Source organism: Mycobacterium sp. IDUB_17, from assembly GCF_055419465.1.
This window is the reverse complement of record NZ_JBVAXS010000004.1, coordinates 555,877-577,993: the sequence shown is the minus strand read 5'-3', so window position 1 is coordinate 577,993 and position 22,117 is coordinate 555,877. Positions and strand designations below refer to the sequence as shown.

Sequence of the window (22,117 nt, the reverse complement as noted above, 5' to 3'; positions counted from 1 at the left end):
CTCTGGGTCCTCAGGCCCGGATCACCGACGGCCCCAGGGCTTCATAGCGCTGTGCTTCCTCAGCGGGCAGCTCGGTGCCGGTGACGATCGACTCAATATCGGAGACGTGCGCGAACCGGCAGAAACTCGTCTCCCCGAACTTGGAATGCGCCGCCACCAGTACACACCGTTGCGCGACCTTCACCGCCGTCTGCTTCACCGCTGCCACCGCAGGATCCGGTGTGGTGAGGCCATGCTCGACAGTGATCCCGTTGGTGCCCAGGAAGGCGATATCGATTACCAGGCTGCTCAGTCGCTCTACCGCCCACTGGTCGACGGTGGCCAGGGTGCGTCCCCGCATTCGCCCGCCGATCATCAGGACGGTGACGGTCTCGCTGTGCGCCAGCGCTTCGGCGGCCAGCAGCGATGATGTCACCACGGTCAGTTCTTGATCGGCGAGCTGTTCGGCGATCAGCCGTGGCGTGAAACCCTCATCCAGGTAGACGGTTTCGGCGCCGTGCAACAGGCGTGCCGCCGCGGCAGCGATGCGGTGCTTCTGGGCCAGATCCACCTGGCTGCGGTATTCGACGGTGGATTCGAACGCTGCGGTCTCCAGTGGGATCGCGCCGCCGTGCACACGTTTGAGCAGTCGTCTCCCGGCCAGCGCCTTGAGGTCGCGGCGAATGGTCTCGGCCGCGACGTCGAGTTCCTCGGCCAGCGTCAGTACATCGACGCGGCCCCGGCTGCGCGCGAACTCGACGATGCGACTCTGGCGGGTATCTGAATCCACGCTTGCCATTCTGGGGCACCCGGGTGTGGCGTCGGTTATTTGCTGTCGGAAAGCACTGCGCGCACGTCGTCGGCGCTGGTCGCCGCCCGCAGCCGGGCCACCTCGTCCTTGTCGAGGAAGACGTGCGCGATCTTGGTCAGCAGTGCCATGTGGTCGTTGCCCAATCCCGCGATGCCGACGACGAACTCAGCGGGCTTGCCGTTCCAGTCGATCGGTTCGGGGTAGCGCACGAACGAGATCCCCGTGCGGCGGATCGCGGTCTTGGCCTCGTTGGTGCCGTGCGGGATGGCCAGACCGTTGCCCATGTAGGTCGACACCGACTTCTCACGCTCATGCATGGCATCCACGTAGGCCGGCTCGACGGCATCCGCCGCGACCAACAGGGCACCGGCCTCGTCGATGGCGGCGTCCGCCGAAGTGGCGGTGCCGGCCAGCACGATCGAATCGAGGGGCAACACGTCGTCTGCTTTGCTCACGCGCTGTTCCTCGGCAACCGCTGCGCCGCCGGCAGAGTTCGTGTCACCGAGCATCTCGACGATCTCGTCGTAGCGGGGTGAACTCATGAAGTCCTCCACCGAGACATGGACGGCCGAACCGGTTTTCAGGCGGGCGCGGTCGGTCAGGTCGCGGTGAGTGACCACCAGGTCGTAGGTGTCGGTGAGGTTCGCGATCGACTGATTGGTCACGGCAATGTCGCCGAAACCTGCGGAACGGATCTTCTTGCGCAGCACCGACGCTCCCATCGCCGAGGACCCCATACCGGCGTCGCATGCGAACACGATGCTGCGCACCGGACCCCGGGGTGCGCCGACCAGGGCGGAGGCCACGCTGGACTTCTTGCCCTTGAGTGCCTCCATCTCGGCGGTCGCCGCAGCCAGATCAGGTTCGTCGCCGGCACGGTCGGTCTTGAGCAGCAGTGAGGCGACGGCGAACGAGACGGCCGTGGCCCCGAGCACCGACAACGTCACTCCGAGGAAGCTGCCGCCGGCGGTCTGCGCGTAGATCGCGATGATCGAACCGGGCGCGGCCGGCGCGCGCAACCCGGAACCGAACAGCACGTTGATGAAGACGCCGGTCATGCCGCCGAGGACGGTGGCGGCGATCAGCTTGGGCTTCATCAGCACGTACGGGAAGTAGATCTCGTGGATACCGCCGAAGAACTGGATGATCGCGGCGCCCGGCGCCGAGGCGCGGGCGACGCCGCGGCCGAACACCATGAACGCCAACAGGACTCCCAGCCCGGGACCGGGATTGGTCTCGAGCAGGAACAGGATCGACTTGCCGGTCTCCAGCGCCTGGGTGGTGCCCAGCGGTGTCAGTACCCCGTGGTTGATGGCGTTGTTGAGGAACAGCACCTTCGCCGGTTCGATGAGCAGTGAGGTCAGGGGCAGCAGGTCGTTGCTGACCAGGAAGTCCACCGCGTTTCCGGCGGCACGGGTGAACGATGACACGATCGGTCCCACCCCGAAGAAGCCGAGGATGGCCAGCAGCATGCCGAGGATGCCCGCGGAGAAGTTGTCGACGAGCATCTCGAAGCCGGGCCGGATCTTGCCTTCCCAGAGCGCGTCGGCCTTCTTCATCGCCCAGCCGCCCAGTGGCCCCATGATCATCGCGCCCATGAACATCGGGACATCCGCGCCGGCGACCACCCCCATGGTGGCGATCGCCCCGACGACGGCGCCGCGGTTGCCGTGGATCATCCGGCCACCGGTGTACCCGATCAGGACCGGGAGCAGGTAGGTGATCATCGGGCCGACGATGCCGGCGCCGTCGTAGCTGCCCCAGCCGCCGATTCTGGCCACCCATCCGTCGGGGTCCTTGAGTCCGGAGAAGATGGCCTGCAGCCAGCCCTGCTCGATGAAAAGGGCCGTGATCAGGCCCCAGGCGATGAAGGCGCCGATGTTCGGCATCACCATGTTCGACAGCGAGGTGCCCAGCTTCTGCACGTGCACCCGGACTCCGGTGCGTGGCGCTTCGACAGTGGACATCTGACGACCTCCGATCTTGCCGGCTGCTGGGTGACGCCGGTCACATGCACCTCAGTACACCGCACAAGTGGGCATTAGTGCAAGCAATCGGGCGTAAATGGGCGCACAAAAATGTGGTTTTATGACCGCATCGGAGTTAGGGTGCTGATACCGAACCGGTTATCGCCAGTCCCTGTGTGAGTCGAGAGGACCGCCATGAAAGCCCTGCGTTACTACGCCCCCGAGGACGTCCGGTTGGAGGATGTGCCCGAGCCCCAATGCGGCCCAGATGAGGTGAAGATCCGGGTTCGCAACTGCTCCACCTGCGGCACCGACGTCAAGATCCTGCACAACGGGCACCAGAACCTGACCCCACCGCGCACCATCGGCCATGAGATCGCCGGTGACATCGTGGAGGTGGGTGCCGACGTGAATTCCACCTATGGCACCGATTGGGCCGAGGGGGACCGGGTTCAGGTGATCGCGGCGGTCCCGTGCGGGGAATGCCACGAGTGCCGCAAGGGCTGGATGGCTGTGTGCCAGAACCAGACATCGATGGGCTACCAGTACGACGGTGGGTTCGCCGAGTACATGATCGTTCCGCACCAGGTACTCAAAGTCGATGGGCTGAACCGGATTCCGGACAACGTCGGTTACGACGAGGCGTCGGCGGCCGAACCGTTCGCGTGCGCGATCAACGCGCAGGATCTGCTCGGTATCGAAGAAGGCGACACCGTCGTGGTGTTCGGCGCCGGCCCCATCGGCTGTATGCACATCCGCATCGCGCGCGGTGTGCACAGCTGCGGCCCGGTCTATCTCGTCGACGTGAACGAAGGCCGGCTCAAGATCTCGGCCGACGCCGTGCGTCCCGATGAGGTGATCAACGCGGCGGAGGTCGACGTCGTCGAGAAGGTGATGGAACTGACCGGCGGCCGCGGCGCGGACATCGTCATCACCGCCACCGCGGCCAACATCACCCAGGAGCAGGCCATCGCCATGGCGGCCCGCAACGGGCGCATCTCTTTCTTCGGTGGACTGCCCAAGACCAACCCGACCATCACCTGTGATTCGAATGTGGTGCACTACCGGCAGTTACACATCCACGGCGCCAACGGTTCCGCGCCGGAGCACAACAAGCGTGCGCTGCAGTACATCTCGACCGGTCAGGTGCCGGTGAAGGACCTCATCACGCGCCACATCCCGCTCGACGATGTGCTCGACGCGTTCTCGATCGTGCAGAACGGTGAGGCCATCAAGGTGACGGTCGAGCCTGCCGCTGCGACGGCAGCGGTCTGACGGCGCGGTCCTCGCTGAAGCCCAGCGCCAGCCCGCACGCGATCAGGCCGATCCCGGCCCAAACCGCCGTGCCGGGAATCGCCCCGGTGACGGGCATCCCGATCACGGCGGCGGCCACCGGCGCCACTCCCGTGAGCAGGCCGGCCCGCCCGGCGCCCAGCTGCCGCACGCAGGTGTACCAGAGGATGAAGGCGACCGCCGTCACGCAGACGGCCAGATAACCGATGGCCAGAATCTGGCCCGTGTCGAAATTGCTTGCTGCTCTCCACTCTTCGGCGCTCAGCGCGAGCACGCCGAACATCGCGGCGGCCATCCAGGTGGTGTGCACCGATATTCCCGCAGGCCCGTGTGAGCCGAGTACGGGCACCGCCAGCAGTGTGAAGCCGGCTTCACAGCCGAAAACGACTACGGCCCAGAGGAGTCCGATGGTATCGGCGCGGCCTAGTCCTTCGACGGCGACCGCCCCGATGCTGACCACGACAGCCGCGGCCAACACCCGCCTTCGCGGCTGGTGGCCTTCCAGCAGTGGCCCCATCGTCGCCAGTGCCACCGGTACACACGCCACTGCCACTGCCAGTACTGCCGGTTCGGCGTGCTGAGATCCACGCACCAGGGCGAGGTTGAACAGCACCAGGCCGGTGACGGTGACCCCCATCAGCCAGAGCCACTCGGTGCCTCGGGGGCGGCGCAGGGGTTGGCCGGTGAATCGGACCCATGCGAGCAGCAGCGCGCAGGCAATGGCGTAGCGCAGTGCCTGCGCGGTGTGCAGAGGCGCATCGGCGAGTGCACCTGAGACCGCCACGCTGCCGCCGACGAACGTCATGCCGAGTGCGCCGGACGGGCCGGCGCGGGTGGAGCTGGACATGCTCCCATGCTGGCGCCAATATGGTCCAACAAGTAGAACCAAGTTTGGATATCTGTCATGGACCAAGTTGCAGGCGCAGACTTTCTGCAGCTCGACCCGGCGTCCGCCCCGACCCGCGGACTCACCGACTGGCTCGCGGATGCGCTGCGCACCGCGATCGCAGACGGGAGGCTCGTCCCAGGCACCCGGTTCCCGGCGACCCGGGTGCTGGCCGGCGAACTCGCGGTGTCACGCGGTGTGGTTGTCGAGGCCTATCGGCGCCTTGCCGACGAAGGTCTGGTCAGCGGGCATGCGGGCGGTGGCACCCACGTACTCACGCAGCCGGTCCGGCCGCCCCGGGCAGGCGTTGGGGCGCCGGCGGTGGCACGGCTGCCGCGGCCCCGTTTGCCGGTCGGCGAAGGAATCGATCTCTCGCCGGGGGTGCCCGACCTGTCGGCATTCCCGCGCGGCACCTGGTTGCGCGCCGAGCGCGCGGTGCTGGCCGAGACCTCGCCGGAAGACCTCGGCTACGGAGATCCGCACGGCCATCCGCGGTTGCGGGCGGCGCTCGCCCCGTGGCTGGGCCGGGCCCGTGGGCTGCGGATCGAACCCGACGACATCCTGGTGGTCGCGGGTGTCGCCCAGGCCGTCGCATTGCTCGCGCAGCAGTTGCATGGCGAAGGCCTCGACACGATCGCCGTCGAAGATCCCGGTTCGCGCGGAGCCGTCGACGAACTCGAGTACTGGGGTCTGCGCCCGGTTCCCGTCCCCGTCGACGACGACGGCATCGTCGTCACGGAGCTGGCCGCCACCGGCGCACCCACCGTCTTCCTGACCCCGGCGCATCAGTTCCCGACGGGCGTGGTGCTCGGCCCGCATCGGCGCCGGGAGCTGCTCGAGTGGGACGGGGAGCTGATCATCGAAGACGACTACGACGCCGAATATCGCTATGACCGGGCACCCGTGCCGGCCTTGCACCCGTCGGCGCCCGATCGCATCGCGTATGCCGGCAGCACCTCGAAGAGCCTGGCACCCGCGCTGCGTCTGGGCTGGGTGGTCGCGCCCCCGCGGCGCCATCCGGACCTGGTGGCCGCCAAGCATGCCACCGACCTCGGCAGCCCGACCCTGCCGCAGCTGGTGCTCGCCCGGCTACTGGAATCAGGTGAGTACGACCGGCATGTCCGGCTGGTGCGCGCACGGCACCGGGCCCGGCGCGATGCGCTGCTGGACGTGTTGTCGGTCGCGATGCCCACCGCGAAGGTGAGCGGTGTCGCCGCCGGCCTGCACCTGCTCGTCACGCTGCCCGAGGGCATCGATGACGTCGCACTGGCCGACGATCTGCGTGCAGCCGGTGTCCTCGCGCATCCCGTGTCCTGGCACCGGCGGCTGCCCGGACCGCCCGGGCTGGTGCTCGGGTACGCCTCGCATCCACCGGACCGGTTACGCGAAGCCGCAGCCACCATCGCGCGGATCGCGCGAAAGTGACGCAACGGTCGTTCCTGCGCGTCGGCAGCAGCCATAGCGTCACTTTCGGTGACGTCCCGAGCAAACACACGTAACCTGTTGGCGCGCGGCAAAGTCGAACACATCTCGAGTGGAACGGGAGCTGATGCGGTACTACTACTCGGCCGATGCGATCCGTGCCGCCGAGGCCCCACTGCTGGCATCGCTGCCCGACGGTGTGCTGATGAGCCGTGCCGCCTATGGGCTGGCGACGGCGATCGCCACCGAACTGAAGCTGCGGACCGGTGGTGTTGCGGGCCGGCGGATCTGTGCGGTGGTGGGCTCCGGCGACAACGGCGGTGACGCCCTGTGGGCGGCGACGTACCTGCGCCGTCGCGGAGCGGCCGCCGATGCCGTCCTGCTCAATCCGGACAAAACTCACGCGAAAGCCTTGGCGGCGTTCCGGCGGGCCGGCGGCCGCGTGGTTTCCCGCATCGCCGCAGCAACCGATCTGGTGATCGACGGAGTAGTCGGCATCTCCGGGCGCGGCCCATTGCGCCCCAACGCCGCGGCGGTATTCGAGGCCAACACCGCCCCCGTCGTCGCCGTCGACATCCCCAGCGGGCTCGACGTACAGACCGGAGCCGCCGAAGGCCCACATGTGCGTGCCGCGCTGACCGTCACGTTCGGCGGTCTCAAACCCGTACACGCACTTGGGGAATGCGGCCGCGTCGAACTCATCGACATCGGCCTGGACCTGGCGCCGACCGACCTGGCCGGGTTCGAGGTGGCCGATGTACGGGCCCACTGGCCGATCCCGGGCCCGCACGACGACAAGTACACCCAAGGGGTGACGGGTGTGCTGTCCGGTTCGGCGACCTATCCCGGTGCAGCCGTTCTGAGCACCGGCGCCGCGGTGGCCGCGACCTCCGGTATGGTCCGCTATGCGGGAAGTGCTGCACCGCAGGTGCTTTCACATTGGCCCGAGGTGATCGCCGCGCCCAGCCCGCAGGAGACCGGCCGGGTCCAGGCGTGGGTGGTCGGGCCCGGGCTGGGCACCGATGACACGGCGAAGGCTGCGCTGCGGTTCGCGCTCGAATCCGACCTGCCGGTGATCGTCGACGCCGACGCTCTCACGCTGCTGGCCGCCGATCCCGGCCCGCTCGCCGGGCGCGGCGCACCCACTGTGCTCACCCCGCACGCCGGCGAATTCCAGCGGTTGGCCGGTGATCCACCCGGCGCCGATCGTGTCGCCGCCACCCGCGCCCTGGCCGAGCGACTCGGCGCCACCGTGCTGCTCAAGGGCAACGTCACCGTCATCGCCTCGCCTGGGGGAACGACATATCTCAACCCGGCGGGCCAATCCTGGGCCGCCACAGCCGGATCCGGCGATGTGCTGTCCGGAATCATCGGCGCCCTGCTGGCCGCCGGACTGCCCGCCGGCGAGGCCGCAGCCGCGGCAGCCTTCGTCCATGCCCGTGCCGCCAACCTGTCGGCGGCCGATCCCGGTCCCAACCCGGCGCCGACGTCGGCGTCACGCATCCTCGCCCATGTCCGCGCCGCAATCGCGGCGCTGTAACGAAAAGGATCTCCATGCCGCACAAGCACCCTCGCACCCCGCACATCTCACCGGCGTATACCGGCAGGTTGGCGATGGCCCCGGTTCCGTCGTTGCGTCTGCCCGATGACGCGATGGAACCCGGTGCGGCGTACCGCTTCATCCACGACGAGCTGATGCTCGACGGCAGCTCCCGGTTGAACCTCGCGACGTTCGTCACGACCTGGATGGACCCCGAGGCCGAGAAGCTCATGGCCGAGACGTTCGACAAGAACATGATCGACAAGGACGAGTACCCGGCCACCGCCGCGATCGAAGCGCGCTGCGTGAGCATGGTCGCCGAACTGTTCCACGCCGAAGACCTGAGCGACGAGGATTCGTCGGCCGCGTGCGGCGTCTCCACCATCGGCTCCAGCGAGGCGGTGATGCTGGGCGGCCTGGCCATGAAATGGCGGTGGCGCGAGAAGGTCGGTAAGGATTGGAAGGGGCGCACCCCGAACCTGGTGATGGGCTCCAATGTCCAGGTGGTGTGGGAGAAGTTCTGCCGCTACTTCGACGTCGAGCCTCGCTACCTGCCGATGGAGGAGGGGCGCTACGTGATCACCCCGGAGCAGGTGCTCGACGCGGTCGACGAGGACACCATCGGCGTCATCGGGATCCTGGGCACCACTTACACCGGGGAGTTGGAGCCGATCGCGGAGATCTGCGCGGCGCTGGACCAGCTCGCTCAAGACAAGGGCCTGGACATCCCCGTCCACGTCGACGCCGCGAGCGGCGGATTCGTCGTCCCGTTCCTGCACCCCGACCTGGAGTGGGATTTCCGGTTGCCGCGCGTGGTGTCGATCAACGTCAGCGGCCACAAGTACGGGCTGACCTACCCGGGCATCGGCTTCGTGGTGTGGCGCAGCAAGGAGTACCTGCCGGAGGACCTGGTGTTCCGGGTCAACTACCTCGGCGGCGACATGCCGACGTTCACCCTCAACTTCTCGCGGCCCGGCAATCAGGTGGTGGGCCAGTACTACAACTTCCTTCGGCTCGGCCGGGCCGGATACACCCAGGTGATGCAATGCCTGTCGCAGACGGCGCGCTGGCTGGGGGACGAACTGCGTGACAGTGAGCACTTCGAGCTGATCACCGATGGATCGGCCATCCCCGTCGTCAGCTTCCGCCTCAAAGGCAAACCGGGCTACACCGAGTTCGACGTGTCCGAGGGATTGCGCTCCTTCGGCTGGCAGGTGCCGGCCTACACCATGCCCGAGGGGGCCACCGACGTCGTGGTGCTGCGGGTCGTGGTGCGTGAGGGGTTCTCCGCGGACCTGGCCCGGGCGCTCAAGGACGACATGATCACGGTGCTTCAGCGACTCGACAAGCTGAAGCCGAGCGGAGCATTCAACGACCTGCAGCCGTTTGCGCACTAAACGGGGCCTATCGGTCCGCTGATCTGCCCCGATGAGTGCCTCTGGGACAATGGTCGGCGGTGATATGACATGCAGACGACTGAACTCCAGACATCGCTGACCCCGCACGCATCCCCGCAGGCAGTTGTGGACCTCGCCGCGATCGACCACAACGTCCGCCTGCTGCGTGAACACGCCGGCAGCGCCCGGGTGATGGCTGTGGTCAAGGCCGACGGCTACGGGCACGGTGCCGTCGAGGTGGGCCGGGCCGCCCTGGCGGCCGGGGCCGCCGAACTCGGGGTGGTGACGATCGCCGAGGCGTTGGCACTGCGGGCCGGCGGGATCACCGCTCCGGTGCTGTGCTGGCTGCACCCGCCGGGTACCGACTTCGCCCCCGCGCTCGAGGCGGATGTGCAGATCGCGGTGTCCTCGGTACGCCAGATCGACGATGTGGTGGCGGCCGTGCATCAGACCGGGCGAACGGCGACCGTCACGGTGAAGGTCGACACCGGCCTGAGCCGAAACGGTGTCAGCCCGGCTGATTTCCCCGAGGTGATCGCCGGGCTGGGCCGTGCCCAGGCCGCCGGGGCGATCCAGGTGCGCGGCATCATGAGTCACCTGGTGCACGGCGACGAGCCCGACAATCCGTTCAATGATCTGCAGGCCAAGCGGCTCACCACGATGCGGGAGCAGGCCGCGGCCCAAGGTGTGGTGTTCGAGCTGGCCCACCTGGCCAATTCGCCGGCGGCGATGACCCGTCCGGACCTGGCGTTCGACATGGTGCGGCCCGGGATCGCGGTCTACGGACTGAGCCCCATCCCGGAGCGTGGCGACATGGGGCTGATTCCTGCTATGACATTGAAATGCCCTGTCGCGCTGGTGCGTTCGGTGCATGCCGGCGACGGAGTGTCCTACGGTCACCGATGGATCGCCGACCGGGACACCACCCTGGCCCTGCTGCCGGTGGGCTACGCCGACGGCATCTTCCGCTCGTTGAGCGGGAAGATCGAGGTGCTGATCAATGGCCGGCGCTGCCCGGCCGTCGGGCGGATCTGTATGGACCAGTTCGTCGTCGACCTCGGCCCGGGCGCCACCGACGTCACCGAAGGCGATGACGCGATCCTGTTCGGCCCCGGTACGCAGGGGGAACAGACCGCCCAGGACTGGGCCGAACTGCTGGGCACCATCAACTATGAGGTGGTGACCAGCCCGCGCGGCCGGATCACCCGCACGTATCTGCAGGCGGGTCGCGCGCGTTGAGCCGCAATGCGCAGTGGCTGGCCGGCGCCGCCGGGCTGACCGCTGTGGGTACGGTCGCGGGCAGATCGGTGGCGCGGTCGCTGACCCGGCGCAGAGCCGGCGAGGATCCCTACCTGGGCGAGGATTTCGAACGCCTCGATGCTGACCGCAGCTCCGTGGTGACGACCGACGACGGGGTGCCGCTGGCGGTACGCGAAGTCGGCCCCAACGACGCACCGCTGACGGTGGTATTCGCTCATGGTTTCTGCCTGCGCATGGGGGCCTTCTACTTTCAGCGCACCCGGCTGGCCGAACAGTGGGGTCCGCAGGTGCGGATGGTGTTCTACGACCAGCGGGGCCACGGTCAGTCCGGGGCCGCGTCACCGGACACCTACACCGTTGAGCAACTCGGGCGTGATCTGGAAGCCGTTCTGGCCGTGACGGTTCCACGCGGACCCGCGGTTCTGGTCGGTCATTCGATGGGTGGCATGACGGTGTTGTCGCATGCGCGGCAGTTCCCGCACCGCTATCCAAAACAGATCGTCGGCGCCGCGGTGATCTCTTCGGCGGTCGAAGGTGTGTCCCGCTCGCCGTTGGGGGAGATTCTGCGTAACCCGGCCCTGGAGGCGGTGCGGTTCGTGGCCCGCTATGCCCCCGGCGCGGTGCACCGCACCCGCGGTGCGGCCCGGTCGGTGATCGGGCCGGTTCTGCGCGCGGCGTCCTACGGCGACGAGGCGGTCAGCCCCAGCGTGGTCGAGTTCTCCCAGCGGATGATGCACGGCACCTCGATCACCACGCTGGTCGAGTTCCTGCATGCCCTCGAGGTCCACGACGAGGCCGGGGCCCTGCAGGTGCTGGCGAAAGTGCCGACACTGATCGCCTGCGGTGACCGTGACCTGCTCACCCCAATGGAATACTCAAAGGCCATGGCCGCACAGCTACCCCGCTCCGAACTGGTGATCGTCGGGGGAGCGGGTCATCTGGTCCAGCTTGAGGAGCCCGTGGTGATCGACGACGCACTGGTCCGTCTGGTGGAGCGGGCCACGCCCTCCAAACTGGTCACCCTGACCCGCCGGGTCCGCGACCGGGTCCGGTTCCGTGGCTGAGCGCAGTGCCGGCACAGCCCAGCTGACCACCGCCGAGGACACGATTGCCCTGGGCGCGACGCTGGGCGCGGGGCTCAAGGCCGGTGACGTGGTGGTGTTGTCGGGCCCGCTGGGTGCGGGCAAGACGGTGATGGCCAAGGGCATCGCGCAGGCCATGGATGTGGACGGGCCGGTGGTCTCGCCGACGTTCGTGCTGGCCCGCGTGCATCGCGCCCGTCAGCCCGGCCGTCCGGCGATGGTGCACGTGGACATGTACCGCTTGCTCGACCACCCCGGCGTCGACCTGCTGGGGGAACTCGACGCACTCGACCTCGACACGGACCTGGACGACGCCGTGGTGGTCGTCGAATGGGGCGAGGGTCTGGCTGAACGTCTTTCCGAACATCACCTGGACATCCGGATCGAGCGGGACACCGAAACCGAGACGCGCACGGTGATCTGGCAGTGGAGCGCCCCATGAACGTGTTGACCATCGACACCGCGACCCCGGCGGTCAGCGCCGGCGTGGTCCGTCGCGCCGAGGACGGCACGGTGGAGGCCCTTGCCGAACGTGTGACCGTGGACGCCCGCGCCCACGCCGAACAGCTCACGCCGAACGTGCTGGGCGCCGTGTCCGATGCCGGGATCACGGTTGCCGATCTCGACGCCGTCGTCGTCGGGTGCGGACCCGGCCCGTTCACCGGGCTGCGGGTGGGGATGGCCAGCGCCGCGGCATTCGGTCATGCGCTCGGCGTCCCGGTGCACGGGGTGTGCAGCCTGGACGCCATCGGAATCCACACCGACGGCGACGTATTGGTGGTCACCGATGCGCGGCGGCGTGAGGTGTACTGGGCGCACTACCGCGACGGGGTCCGGGTCGACGGCCCCGCCGTCAACGCGCCCGGCGATGTCGCGGCCGTACTGCAGAGCTCAGTGGCCACCGTGGCCGGATCACCCGAGCACGCCGCAATGTTCACCCTGCCCCGGCTCGACGTGGTGTATCCGACGCCTGCGGGCCTGGTGCGCGCCGTCACCGATTGGGATGACCCGCAGCCGCTGGTTCCGCTGTATCTGCGCAGGCCGGACGCCAAACCCTCTGTGGCGGTGCGGAAATGACCGTATTCGACGCGCTGACCAGTGCCGATGCCACGCGGTGCGCGGAGCTGGAGGCCAAGCTGTTCGTCGGTGACGATCCCTGGCCGGCCCGGGCGTTCCTGGCCGAACTCGATGCCAAGCACAATCGCTACATCGCGGCCCGCAGCGACGGGCAGCTGGTCGGCTATGCCGGTATCTCCCGACTGGGCCGAATGCGCCCGTACGAGTACGAGATCCACACCATCGGCGTCGACCCCGACTTCCAGGGGCAGGGGATCGGGCGGCGGCTGCTCCACGATCTGCTCGACTTCGCCTCGGGCGGCACGGTTTTCCTGGAAGTGCGCACCGACAACGAAGCGGCCATCGCGCTGTATGAGAGCGCCGGATTCGTCAACATCGGCCTACGCAAGCGGTATTACCGCGTCAGCGGGGCCGACGCCTACACCATGCAACGCCTTCCCCAGGGGGACCCGACGTGATCATCCTGGCCATCGAAAGTTCTTGTGACGAAACCGGAGTCGGCATCGCCGACCTGGCGCAGGACGGGACCGTACGGCTGCTCGCCGACGAAGTCGCCTCCAGCGTCGACGAGCACGCCCGCTACGGTGGCGTCGTTCCCGAGATCGCCTCGCGCGCGCACCTGGAGGCATTGGGGCCGACCATGCGCCGGGCTCTCGACGTCGCCGGCATCGAGCGGCCCGACGTCGTCGCCGCGACCATCGGGCCCGGGCTGGCCGGAGCCTTGCTGGTCGGGGTGGCCGCCGCCAAGGCGTACGCGGCCGGCTGGAACGTCCCGTTCTACGGGGTCAACCACCTTGGCGGACACCTGGCCGCCGACGTGTACGACCACGGGCCGCTGCCCGAGAGCGTGGGCCTGCTCGTCTCGGGTGGGCACACCCACCTGCTGCACGTCCGGTCGCTGGGGGAGCCGATCATCGAGCTGGGCAGCACCGTCGACGACGCCGCCGGGGAGGCCTACGACAAGGTGGCCCGGCTGCTCGGGCTGGGCTATCCGGGCGGGCGGGTGCTCGATGAGCTGGCCCGCACCGGGGACCGTGACGCCATCGTGTTCCCCCGGGGGATGACCGGACCGCGGGACGACCCGTACGTGTTCAGCTTCTCCGGCCTCAAGACCGCGGTGGCCCGCTACGTCGAGGCCCACCCGGATGCCTCGCAGGCCAACGTGGCGGCCGGTTTCCAGGAGGCGGTCGCCGACGTGCTGACCGCCAAAGCCGTGCGTGCGGCCACCGACCTCGGAGTGTCCACCCTGCTGATCGCGGGCGGGGTGGCGGCCAACTCGCGGCTCCGTGAACTCGCCGAGGAACGCTGTGCGGCGGCCGGCCTGACGCTGCGGGTACCGCGGCCACGGTTGTGCACCGACAACGGCGCGATGATCGCCTCGTTCGCCGCGCACCTGATCGCGGCCGGCGCGGCGCCGTCGCCGCTGGATGTGGCCAGCGATCCGGGGCTGCCGGTGGTGAAGGGGCAGGTGGCATGAGCGTCGCTGACAAGCTTGAGGTCACCGAGCTGCTGTACCGCTATGCCGAGCTGATCGACGCCGGCGACTTCGACGGGGTCGGGGAGCTGCTCGGCCGCGGCGAGTTCATGGGGGTTGCGGGTGCGCCGGCCATCGCCAAGTTGTTCGCCGCCAGCACCCGGCGCTTTCCGGACCACGGCAACACCCCGCGGACCAGGCATTTGGTGCTCAACCCGATCGTCGACATCGACGGCGAGCGCGCAGCCGCTCGCTCGACGTTCTGCGTCGTGCAGAACACCGACACCGTGCCGCTGCAACCGATCGTGGTCGGCCGCTACGCCGACGTGTTCGCCCGTGACGAAAACGGCTGGTATTTCATCGAGCGCAAAGTCGACGTCGAGATGGTCGGGAATGTGTCTGACCACCTCATGATGGATCCGAGCGCTTTCAGCCGGTAATCAGAGGCCACCCTTGAGTGCTAGCACTCGCATGTATAGAGTGCTAGGTGGCATGCGGCCTAACCCAGCGCCGGCACCCGCGACGACGGAGCAAGGGCACGGACGCTTGCCGAACACCTGGTAACCGGCATCTGGGGATCCCCCCGGATCCACACCCCGAAAAGTGGAGGGCTTCCATCGTGGCAGTCAACATCAAGCCACTCGAGGACAAGATCCTCGTTCAGGCCAACGCGGCCGAGACCACGACCGCTTCCGGTCTGGTCATCCCGGACACCGCCAAGGAAAAGCCGCAGGAAGGCACCGTCGTCGCAGTTGGCCCCGGCCGCTGGGATGAGGATGGCGAGAAGCGGATCCCCCTGGACGTTGCCGAGGGCGACACCGTCATCTACAGCAAGTACGGCGGCACCGAGATCAAGTACAACGGCGAGGAGTACCTGATCCTGTCGGCACGCGACGTGCTGGCTGTCGTTGCAAAGTAGTTCCGTAAAGGACCTCGTGTAACCGCCCCGGAGATCCCCGTGTTCAGCACGGGCGGTTTCCGGGGCGGTATGCGTTAGGAGTCATGAAAGAGACTTATGAGCAAGCAGATTGAGTTCAACGAGACTGCGCGCCGGGCCATGGAGGCCGGCGTCGACAAGCTCGCCGATGCGGTCAAGGTGACGCTGGGTCCGCGCGGTCGGAACGTGGTGCTGGCCAAGGCCTTCGGTGGCCCGCAGGTCACCAACGACGGTGTCACGATCGCCCGGGAGATCGACCTGGAAGATCCGTTCGAGAACCTCGGCGCCCAGCTGGTGAAGTCGGTGGCCACCAAGACCAACGACGTCGCAGGCGACGGCACCACCACCGCCACCGTGCTGGCACAGGCCCTGGTCAAGGCCGGCCTGCGCAACGTGGCCGCCGGTGCCAACCCGATCGAGCTGGGCCTGGGTATCGGCAAGGCCGCCGACGCGGTGTCCGAGGCCCTGCTGGCCGCCGCCACCCCGGTGTCGGACAAGACCGCCATCGCCCAGGTCGCCACGGTGTCCTCGCGCGACGAGCAGATCGGTGAGCTGGTCGGCGAGGCCATGACCAAGGTCGGTCACGACGGTGTGGTCACCATCGAGGAGTCCTCGACGCTGAACACCGAGCTCGAGGTCACCGAGGGCGTCGGCTTCGACAAGGGCTTCATCTCGGCCTACTTCGTCAACGACTTCGACGCCCAGGAAGCGGTGCTCGAGGATGCCGTGGTGCTGCTGCACCGCGACAAGGTCAGCTCGCTGCCCGACCTGCTGCCGCTGCTGGAGAAGGTCGCCGAGGCCGGCAAGCCGCTGCTGATCATCGCCGAAGACGTCGAGGGCGAGGCCCTGTCCACACTGGTCGTCAACGCCATCCGTAAGACGCTCAAGGCCGTCGCCGTCAAGGCGCCGTTCTTCGGCGATCGTCGCAAGGCGTTCCTGGACGATCTCGCGATCGTCACCGGTGGCCAGGTCATCAACCCCGACGTGGGCCTCGTGCTGCGTGAGGCCGGCCTGGACGTGCTGGGCTCTGCCCGCCGCGTGGTGGTGTCCAAGGACAGCACCGTGATCGTCGACGGTGGCGGTTCCGCCGAGGCGGTCGCCGACCGGGTCAAGCAGCTCAAAGCCGAGATCGAGACCACCGATTCCGACTGGGATCGGGAGAAGCTGCAGGAGCGGCTGGCCAAGCTGTCCGGCGGTGTCGCGGTGATCAAGGTCGGCGCGGCCACCGAGACCGACCTGAAGAAGCGCAAGGAAGCAGTCGAGGACGCCGTCGCGGCGGCCAAGGCTGCCGTCGAGGAGGGCATCGTCACCGGTGGTGGCGCCGCACTCGTGCAGGCTCGTTCGGCTCTCGACAAGCTGCGCGGCGAGCTCAAGGGCGACGAGGCCCTCGGCGTCGACGTGTTCTCCTCCGCGCTGTCGGCCCCGCTGTACTGGATCGCCACCAACGCCGGCCTGGACGGCTCGGTCGTGGTGAACAAGGTCAGCGAGCAGTCCAACGGGCATGGCTTCAACGCCGCCACCCTGACCTACGGTGACCTGGTCGCCGAGGGCATCGTGGATCCGGTCAAGGTGACCCGCTCCGCGGTGCTCAACGCCGCATCCGTGGCACGCATGATCCTGACGACCGAGACGGCCGTCGTGGACAAGCCTGCCGAGGAAGAAGATCACGGGCACGGCCATCACGGCCACGCTCACTAGGTAGTCACGTGGAACACCCCCGGTCCTATTGGGCCGGGGGTGTTTTCGTCTCGCTGTAGGTGGGACGACGCGGCTAGCCCGTCAGACCGAATGCGAGCCGCCTCCGCACCGCTAGGCGGCGGGTTTGAGGTGACGCCGTTGGGTCGTGCGGCCGGAGGGAGGTGTAGTGCGTGAGTGAATGGAAACGAGTGAGCCGGTACGTACGACACCGATCGGACCGGGTCGAAGGAAACGTGCCACTTCAGTTGTGTGCAAGGCGAGCCCGGCGTTGGCTTGACGGTAACCGATCCGTACGCCGGCTGCCCCGAAGGAGAGTAAACCGCCGAGGCCGGGCAATGCCGCATAGAAGATCGACCATAGCGACAGCGCCACCACAATCGCCGCGACGGTGTCCTTGATAACCGTGGGCGCCGAGCGGTGCGGGGGCGCAGGAGCCGCGAGTGGTGCAGGCTCCAGTTGCTGCCGCTGTGCGGTCAGCAGTGTGATCCCCCCGTCCGCCTCGATACCGCTGCCATGGACCGCAAGGGGGCTGCTGCCGGGACCCGAAGCAGCCTGTGAGAGTGAGACCACCAACAGGTTCAAGAGCGCGACGTTTGGGGTGGACATCAGTGCGTGGTAATCGCCGACACTTGGTGTATTCCACGGAATGCCAAGCGCAGCACGGATTTCCGCCGGAAGGTGCATGATCGCGTCGACGAAATCTCTGGCCGATGCCAGTACCCGCAGGAAGTAGACAACGGCCTCTCGGAACGTCGGTGCCGCGACGGGAGCCTCCGGCGACGTCGCGGCTGGGGCCGCGGTGCTGGTGGTCCCGACGGATGGTGTCGACGTGTCCTCTGCCGTGGCTGTCGCCGAGGCGGTCACTGAAGAAGTCGCCGAGGAAGTCGCTGAGGTAGTCGCTGCGGAAGTCGAAGCCAGCGGGTGCGCAGATTCGGCGGTGTCCGTACTGCTCGTTGTCGCATCGGAGGCAGCCGAGTTGGCGGTCGAGTTGGCGGCAGATTCGCTCGGGGCGTCGGTGCCGGCCAGGATCTCGTCTACTAAAGGAGTCTGGATCTGCGAGCCGGCCGTGGGGGACGGATCCGCAATCACGGCTACCGCCGCTGTCGGTTCGGCTGCGGCCGTGCGGGACGTTTCGGGTGACGCCGGCAGTTTGGCGTCCGCGGTGCCTGCAGTGCCTGCGGTGCTCGCGGTGCCTGCGGTGCCTGCGGTGCCTGCGGTGCCTGCGGTGCCCGCGGTGCTCGCCGCTTCCGCGGTGCCCGAGGATGTGTTCGTCTGAGCGGAGACGGTCGAAGTGGGTTTGTCGGCGCCGGCCCCTGAAACTCCCGTGTTCTTGAGGGCACGTTCTGCGGCGGCCACCGGATCATCTGCAGAAGTACCGGTCTTCGCTGTCGAGGTGGTCGACAGGATCGAGGTCCTACCGCCCTCACTGGTGGAGCTATTGGTGCCCGGACTCGAATCCGACTTGGCATTGTTCTCGGAATCCGCGGATGCAATCGCCCCGCTCATGCAGCTCATCAGGAGTCCGGTCGTCAATAGGCACACGCCTGCTAGTTGGTGAATACGTGTGGCCATGGCATCTCCTCGCAGCGGAGCATTGTGTTTGCCACTGACACGAGGATCGAGCGTGACGTAACTAACAGCTGTGCTCAATATCCTGATGGGGGACAGATTTTGTCAAGACCCGGATAGGGCCATTTTCGGTTCGAAATTTGCGAAAACAACCAAGCGCCGCGCGGGCGAGTTGGCGCCCGCCTCCGCCCGCTTCGAGGAAGCGAGGTGCCGGGAAGGCAGTCGGTGTGTGGCTCTCGGTGTCCTTGGTCTCGCGGCGCTCGGATCGCTGGGTAATGACAAGGAAAAGTCGACTCGGGCGCACAGCTGGCTACGTTGTGCTCGGCGCCGGCCACAGCTGAAGCCGCCGCAGCGAAAGGTAGCCAGGCATCGACGCCCGGGTCACTCGGCGCCACCTTCCACCTACGCGCGGAAGGCCACGATCTGAACGCTCGCGACCGATGTGATGTGGGCACCTCTGCTCGGGGTCGTTGTCGGTGGGATCGCCGGGGCGACCGGCTGGCGACTGGTCCAGTACGCGATCGTCGGTGCCGCGTACGGCGCTGCCATCGGGGTGATCAATATGCACAGTTTCGTGGAGGGAGCGATACGGCCGGTGCGGACCGCCGTCGCCGGTGACAGCTGCCCGTGGTCCAGGACGTCGACCTCGGTGCGCTGTCGGCTTCGTTCAACCGGATGCAGGTGGGTTTGGCTGAGCGGCAACGGCTTCACGCCGTTTTGGCTTTGTGGACGTGCGCCCCGTGGCTAGCCCTCCGTCGGAGCATTGGGACGCGCTGCGGGTGAACGTGATTCGCAACGATGCAGAACGCTTGCTTGGTTGGATGTCGATCGACTCCTGGTTGGAGTACAGCCCTTGGGAATTCAGGTAGCGGACTACTCACGCCAATTCTTGGAGAAAGCTCAATAGTTGCTGTGGGGGTCACGGAACGGGTGAAGAGGATGAGTTAGCGGATGCTTCGGCCGCTCACCGACCTGCCTAAAACCAGTCGAGGTACAACCGGCAACGTTGGGAGCGCGAAATGTCCAAGAACGTCATCGTGACGCTGCACAGCATCAGGAATGTGCATAACGGATCCGATCCAGGGAACGCCCTTGAGATCTTCGGTCGATTTGATGTCTCACACAATATGTTCAACCCCGACATCGGGGAGATCGTGACGCTAGGCGCGGTCACTCTGTTCGACCACAACGGCGACAACGCCCTGGAGATCAGTCAGGGCACCGAATTCGTTCTCAACACCAGAGCCGAATTCCGGGTCAATGAAGGGGAATTCCTCAAGATCACAGGTCATCTGGGTGAGCAGGACGACTTCGGTCCGAATGATCAACTCGGCAGCTATGAGGAGCAGTTCTCGTTTGGCCAGCTCAGCACACGGCCACACGAGATCACGGATTTCGAGGACGACGGCCAGAACTGTTCAGTGAAGATGTCTTTCGTCGTCACCTAGGACGGCCGATACCCGGCAGCACCGAGGCGGCGAGCATCGCCAGGGCCACGCCCACGAGGTAGTCACGTGGAGCATCCCCGGTCCTTTTGGGCCGGGGGTGTTTTCGCTTTCTGCGAACTTGGTGGGCTGATGGCGTCTACCGTCGCGCCATGGACCGAATCTGGCAATGGGCGTGGGATCGGTACGGAGCACGGTACTTGTGGGCGGCTTGCGTGATTTCGCTTCTCGCGGTGCTGCTGCTGTACAGCTTTTCGGGCTCAACCCATAGTCCCACCGCGCCGAGACTGCGGTGAGATCGCGATTTTCGGCGACAAAGCGATCTGAGCGCAGGCTCGATGATCCACGCGCAGTCTCGATGAGTTTGTGACCCGTCGTCGGTCGGTAAGGGTATGACTGACGACATCATGAGCACCGCGTGCACCATCAACGCGCCGGCCGAAACCGTGTTCGCGGTGCTGGCCGACCCGACCACCCATCAGGCGATCGACGGCACCGGTTGGGTGCGGGAGTCGCTCGACGGCAAGCGGCTGACCGAAGCCGGCCAGATCTTCCGGATGGCGATGTACCACGACAACTACGGGGGCATGCATTACGAGATGGCCAACCGGATCGAGGTATTCGATCCGCCGCACGCGATCGCGTGGCTGCCGGGCCAAGGCACGGACGACGCCACCCTCGACTTCGGCGGCTGGATCTGGCGCTACGACCTCAAGCCACTCGGCGACGACCGGACGGACGTCACCCTGACGTATGACTGGTCGGCGGTGCCGGCGGCCACTCGCGAACACATCGAATTCCCGCCGTTCGACCGGCAGCATCTGGACAACTCGCTCAAACACCTGGCCGGGCTGGCGCAGGATCGGGCATAGCCCGTTTCGCCCTAGGCCGTCGGCTGAATCGACACCAGCCGGAACGTATCCGGCCGAGCGTCGTCCGGCGTGAACCGGACGACGAGGACGTCGGCGGGAAGCTTGGTCGCCAGGTCATTCAAGGTCCTGGGCAGGAACACCCTGGCCTTGGCGTTGCCGTACCAATTGGGGTCGGAGGGGGAGGTGTCGAGGTCACTGACCTTGTCGATCGAGGTGTCCCATTGTTGAACCGCATCTGGCGGTGTGTCGCCGAATCCCGTTGATTTCTGGTACGCATCTGCTGGTCCCGCAAGGGTAATCGCGGCACCGCCGCCAACCGGCGTCCCGGTGATTGTCCCGTCGACGACATCGGCTGTCACCGACGTCAGGCGCGCGCTGCAGACGTTGTCGACAACACTGGGCGGCACGCAAAAGCCAGGCAGCGGGTTCGCCTGGGCCGGGGCAACGTTCAGGACGGTCGGAATCACGAGTGCCGCTACTGCAGCACCGACGGCGGCCATCACACGGCGGCGATTGTTCGGCATCGGGCTTACCCCCTTCGGACGCGCTGAACTATATGTCGGCGCGTCCGCCACGGAAGTTACAGATCGTCAGCTGTCGATCGGGGCGTACCAGTCGGCGTTGGTGAGCAGCACCCGGGTGCCGAGGTCGCGGTTCCACTCCGGTTCGATGCCGTGGCGCCGCACGATGGGGAAGACGACCTCCTCGAGCATCCGGGCCACGTCGCTGAAGTACAGGTCCTCCTTCGCCTGATCGCTGAGCCGGTTGTACGCCTCCTCGTCGAAGTTCTCCGGCTCGAACGCTCCGTAGCCGACGTAGGTGGAGCCGTCCTCGACCAGGCGGTCGGTGTCCTGGCTGTGGAAGTAGATGAAGCCGCTCCAGTGGCGGCTGTCGTCGCGCTCGTCGCCGATTTCGGCCGAAGCGCAGGTACCGCAGCAGGAGAAGTCGGCACGGGCGATCACGCCGTTGGCGTTCAACTCGTCGAACGCCGCCCGGGTCCGTGACTGGTAGTCGCCGATCTCGGTCTGCTGGCGCAGTCTCGCCTCGCGCAGAGCGGCGAAGGCGTCGGTGAGCTGCTCCTCGGTGAGTTCGTAGTCCTCGGCGTAGATCTCGAGGAACTCTTCGACGTCGTCGTTGCCGGTGACCAGCATGCCCCAGATCTCGGAGGTGAGGGTGGCGCGGTCCTCATCGTCCAGTGGGAGGTTCGGGAGCGTGGCTTGGGTCGGGATCGCGTTCGGGTTCGACGGTGCGCTCACGCGCTGGCCTCCAGGTCTGCAGTCGGAGCCGGGCGGATCACCCGGCGGTGGCGATCGTAGCTTTGGACGGCGCTGATCTCATCGCCCCGGGGGCAGACGCCGAATCGGTATCGGACCGATACCTCGACACATCGCACGGTGCGGCGGATTTC

Annotated in this window: 23 protein-coding genes; 16 read left to right on the top strand and 7 right to left on the bottom strand. The window is 67.1% G+C overall.

All coding sequences use genetic code 11. From position 1 onward, the window contains the following. Window positions 1-10: 10 nt before the first annotated feature. Window positions 11-769 carry a DeoR/GlpR family DNA-binding transcription regulator gene (locus ACZYZ7_RS20360; protein WP_463741636.1) on the bottom strand — a complete coding sequence of 253 codons (759 nt, stop codon included), beginning with the start codon at window positions 767-769 and terminating at the stop codon, window positions 11-13. Window positions 770-804: 35 nt separating this feature from the next. After that, window positions 805-2,757 (bottom strand): PTS mannitol transporter subunit IICBA, encoded by a 1,953-nt coding sequence (locus ACZYZ7_RS20355; protein WP_463741635.1) that lies wholly within the window; start codon window positions 2,755-2,757, stop codon window positions 805-807. A 195-nt stretch (window positions 2,758-2,952) separates the two neighbouring features. On the opposite strand from ACZYZ7_RS20355, the gene ACZYZ7_RS20350 reads away from it, so the two are divergent. Continuing rightward, the gene (locus ACZYZ7_RS20350) at window positions 2,953-4,032 is read left to right on the top strand and encodes a zinc-dependent dehydrogenase (protein ID WP_463741634.1); all 1,080 of its coding nucleotides are present in this window, start codon (window positions 2,953-2,955) and stop codon (window positions 4,030-4,032) included. On the opposite strand, the gene ACZYZ7_RS20345 is transcribed toward ACZYZ7_RS20350, so the two are convergent. Further along, on the bottom strand, window positions 3,989-4,897 hold the full coding sequence (locus ACZYZ7_RS20345) for a DMT family transporter (RefSeq protein WP_463741633.1): 909 nt from the start codon (window positions 4,895-4,897) through the stop codon (window positions 3,989-3,991). The genes ACZYZ7_RS20350 and ACZYZ7_RS20345 overlap by 44 nt on opposite strands. 57 nt (window positions 4,898-4,954) lie before the next feature. Between ACZYZ7_RS20345 and pdxR the strand changes: the two genes are divergently transcribed. The 12 genes from pdxR to groL all read left to right on the top strand — a co-directional run bounded on the left by pdxR (window position 4,955) and on the right by groL (window position 16,823). Continuing rightward, window positions 4,955-6,361, top strand: a complete 1,407-nt coding sequence (pdxR, locus tag ACZYZ7_RS20340; RefSeq protein ID WP_450070430.1) for a MocR-like pyridoxine biosynthesis transcription factor PdxR — start codon at window positions 4,955-4,957, stop codon at window positions 6,359-6,361. Window positions 6,362-6,485: 124 nt separating this feature from the next. After that, window positions 6,486-7,898, top strand: coding sequence for an NAD(P)H-hydrate dehydratase (locus ACZYZ7_RS20335; RefSeq protein ID WP_450070510.1), 1,413 nt, complete (start codon window positions 6,486-6,488; stop codon window positions 7,896-7,898). A 14-nt stretch (window positions 7,899-7,912) separates the two neighbouring features. Continuing rightward, window positions 7,913-9,295 (top strand): glutamate decarboxylase, encoded by a 1,383-nt coding sequence (locus tag ACZYZ7_RS20330; protein WP_135453000.1) that lies wholly within the window; start codon window positions 7,913-7,915, stop codon window positions 9,293-9,295. Window positions 9,296-9,364: 69 nt separating this feature from the next. Further along, window positions 9,365-10,534 carry an alanine racemase gene (gene alr, locus ACZYZ7_RS20325; protein ID WP_135453001.1) on the top strand — a complete coding sequence of 390 codons (1,170 nt, stop codon included), beginning with the start codon at window positions 9,365-9,367 and terminating at the stop codon, window positions 10,532-10,534. Then, window positions 10,531-11,619, top strand: a complete 1,089-nt coding sequence (locus tag ACZYZ7_RS20320; protein ID WP_450070429.1) for an alpha/beta fold hydrolase — start codon at window positions 10,531-10,533, stop codon at window positions 11,617-11,619. The genes alr and ACZYZ7_RS20320 overlap by 4 nt, the downstream gene beginning before the upstream one ends. Continuing rightward, window positions 11,612-12,079: a tRNA (adenosine(37)-N6)-threonylcarbamoyltransferase complex ATPase subunit type 1 TsaE gene (gene tsaE / locus ACZYZ7_RS20315; RefSeq protein WP_450070428.1), complete on the top strand. Its 468-nt coding sequence runs from the start codon at window positions 11,612-11,614 to the stop codon at window positions 12,077-12,079. The genes ACZYZ7_RS20320 and tsaE overlap by 8 nt, the downstream gene beginning before the upstream one ends. Continuing rightward, window positions 12,076-12,714 carry a tRNA (adenosine(37)-N6)-threonylcarbamoyltransferase complex dimerization subunit type 1 TsaB gene (gene tsaB / locus ACZYZ7_RS20310; protein ID WP_135453003.1) on the top strand — a complete coding sequence of 213 codons (639 nt, stop codon included), beginning with the start codon at window positions 12,076-12,078 and terminating at the stop codon, window positions 12,712-12,714. The genes tsaE and tsaB overlap by 4 nt, the downstream gene beginning before the upstream one ends. After that, window positions 12,711-13,172 (top strand): ribosomal protein S18-alanine N-acetyltransferase, encoded by a 462-nt coding sequence (gene rimI / locus ACZYZ7_RS20305; RefSeq protein WP_135453004.1) that lies wholly within the window; start codon window positions 12,711-12,713, stop codon window positions 13,170-13,172. The genes tsaB and rimI overlap by 4 nt, the downstream gene beginning before the upstream one ends. After that, on the top strand, window positions 13,169-14,191 hold the full coding sequence (gene tsaD / locus ACZYZ7_RS20300) for a tRNA (adenosine(37)-N6)-threonylcarbamoyltransferase complex transferase subunit TsaD (protein ID WP_450070427.1): 1,023 nt from the start codon (window positions 13,169-13,171) through the stop codon (window positions 14,189-14,191). Before rimI ends, tsaD begins: the two co-directional genes overlap by 4 nt. After that, entirely contained in the window at window positions 14,188-14,628 is a 441-nt protein-coding gene (locus tag ACZYZ7_RS20295) for a nuclear transport factor 2 family protein (RefSeq protein WP_450070426.1), read from the top strand. Before tsaD ends, ACZYZ7_RS20295 begins: the two co-directional genes overlap by 4 nt. A 176-nt stretch (window positions 14,629-14,804) precedes the next feature. Then, window positions 14,805-15,107, top strand: a complete 303-nt coding sequence (gene groES / locus ACZYZ7_RS20290) for a co-chaperone GroES (RefSeq protein ID WP_036390082.1) — start codon at window positions 14,805-14,807, stop codon at window positions 15,105-15,107. Between the two features lie 96 nt (window positions 15,108-15,203). Continuing rightward, the gene (gene groL / locus ACZYZ7_RS20285; RefSeq protein WP_135453007.1) at window positions 15,204-16,823 is read left to right on the top strand and encodes a chaperonin GroEL; all 1,620 of its coding nucleotides are present in this window, start codon (window positions 15,204-15,206) and stop codon (window positions 16,821-16,823) included. Between the two features lie 111 nt (window positions 16,824-16,934). Here the strand turns inward: groL and ACZYZ7_RS20280 are convergent, their stop codons facing one another. Further along, window positions 16,935-17,687: a hypothetical protein gene (locus ACZYZ7_RS20280; RefSeq protein ID WP_463741632.1), complete on the bottom strand. Its 753-nt coding sequence runs from the start codon at window positions 17,685-17,687 to the stop codon at window positions 16,935-16,937. Between ACZYZ7_RS20280 and ACZYZ7_RS20275 the strand changes: the two genes are divergently transcribed. Further along, on the top strand, window positions 17,653-18,099 hold the full coding sequence (locus ACZYZ7_RS20275) for a hypothetical protein (RefSeq protein WP_463741631.1): 447 nt from the start codon (window positions 17,653-17,655) through the stop codon (window positions 18,097-18,099). The genes ACZYZ7_RS20280 and ACZYZ7_RS20275 overlap by 35 nt on opposite strands. A gap of 695 nt (window positions 18,100-18,794) precedes the next feature. Here ACZYZ7_RS20275 and ACZYZ7_RS20270 read toward each other — a convergent pair. Next, window positions 18,795-19,103, bottom strand: a complete 309-nt coding sequence (locus ACZYZ7_RS20270; RefSeq protein ID WP_463741630.1) for a hypothetical protein — start codon at window positions 19,101-19,103, stop codon at window positions 18,795-18,797. A 308-nt stretch (window positions 19,104-19,411) separates the two neighbouring features. Here ACZYZ7_RS20270 and ACZYZ7_RS20265 point away from each other — a divergent pair, with 308 nt between their 5' ends. Both ACZYZ7_RS20265 and ACZYZ7_RS20260 read left to right on the top strand, forming a co-directional pair. Beyond that, window positions 19,412-19,840 (top strand): hypothetical protein, encoded by a 429-nt coding sequence (locus tag ACZYZ7_RS20265; RefSeq protein WP_135453011.1) that lies wholly within the window; start codon window positions 19,412-19,414, stop codon window positions 19,838-19,840. Between the two features lie 389 nt (window positions 19,841-20,229). Then, on the top strand, window positions 20,230-20,709 hold the full coding sequence (locus tag ACZYZ7_RS20260) for an SRPBCC family protein (RefSeq protein ID WP_463741629.1): 480 nt from the start codon (window positions 20,230-20,232) through the stop codon (window positions 20,707-20,709). A gap of 11 nt (window positions 20,710-20,720) precedes the next feature. Here ACZYZ7_RS20260 and ACZYZ7_RS20255 read toward each other — a convergent pair whose 3' ends face one another. Further along, window positions 20,721-21,209, bottom strand: coding sequence for a hypothetical protein (locus tag ACZYZ7_RS20255; RefSeq protein ID WP_463741628.1), 489 nt, complete (start codon window positions 21,207-21,209; stop codon window positions 20,721-20,723). A 90-nt stretch (window positions 21,210-21,299) separates the two neighbouring features. Beyond that, window positions 21,300-21,965: a DUF6891 domain-containing protein gene (locus ACZYZ7_RS20250; protein WP_463741627.1), complete on the bottom strand. Its 666-nt coding sequence runs from the start codon at window positions 21,963-21,965 to the stop codon at window positions 21,300-21,302. Window positions 21,966-22,117: the final 152 nt, after the last annotated feature.

Bases quoted from the DNA above. Each gene is read 5' to 3' on its own strand.
- ACZYZ7_RS20295 (WP_450070426.1), top strand. From the start codon at position 14,188: ATGAGCGTCGCTGACAAGCTTGAGGTCACCGAGCTGCTGTACCGCTAT.
- ACZYZ7_RS20330 (WP_135453000.1), top strand. From the start codon at position 7,913: ATGCCGCACAAGCACCCTCGCACCCCGCACATCTCACCGGCGTATACC.
- ACZYZ7_RS20265 (WP_135453011.1), top strand. From the start codon at position 19,412: ATGTCCAAGAACGTCATCGTGACGCTGCACAGCATCAGGAATGTGCAT.
- ACZYZ7_RS20345 (WP_463741633.1), bottom strand. From the start codon at position 4,897: ATGTCCAGCTCCACCCGCGCCGGCCCGTCCGGCGCACTCGGCATGACG.
- ACZYZ7_RS20255 (WP_463741628.1), bottom strand. From the start codon at position 21,209: ATGGCCGCCGTCGGTGCTGCAGTAGCGGCACTCGTGATTCCGACCGTC.
- rimI (WP_135453004.1), top strand. From the start codon at position 12,711: ATGACCGTATTCGACGCGCTGACCAGTGCCGATGCCACGCGGTGCGCG.
- ACZYZ7_RS20260 (WP_463741629.1), top strand. From the start codon at position 20,230: ATGACTGACGACATCATGAGCACCGCGTGCACCATCAACGCGCCGGCC.
- groL (WP_135453007.1), top strand. From the start codon at position 15,204: ATGAGCAAGCAGATTGAGTTCAACGAGACTGCGCGCCGGGCCATGGAG.
- tsaB (WP_135453003.1), top strand. From the start codon at position 12,076: ATGAACGTGTTGACCATCGACACCGCGACCCCGGCGGTCAGCGCCGGC.
- ACZYZ7_RS20335 (WP_450070510.1), top strand. From the start codon at position 6,486: ATGCGGTACTACTACTCGGCCGATGCGATCCGTGCCGCCGAGGCCCCA.
- alr (WP_135453001.1), top strand. From the start codon at position 9,365: ATGCAGACGACTGAACTCCAGACATCGCTGACCCCGCACGCATCCCCG.
- ACZYZ7_RS20355 (WP_463741635.1), bottom strand. From the start codon at position 2,757: ATGTCCACTGTCGAAGCGCCACGCACCGGAGTCCGGGTGCACGTGCAG.
- pdxR (WP_450070430.1), top strand. From the start codon at position 4,955: ATGGACCAAGTTGCAGGCGCAGACTTTCTGCAGCTCGACCCGGCGTCC.
- ACZYZ7_RS20350 (WP_463741634.1), top strand. From the start codon at position 2,953: ATGAAAGCCCTGCGTTACTACGCCCCCGAGGACGTCCGGTTGGAGGAT.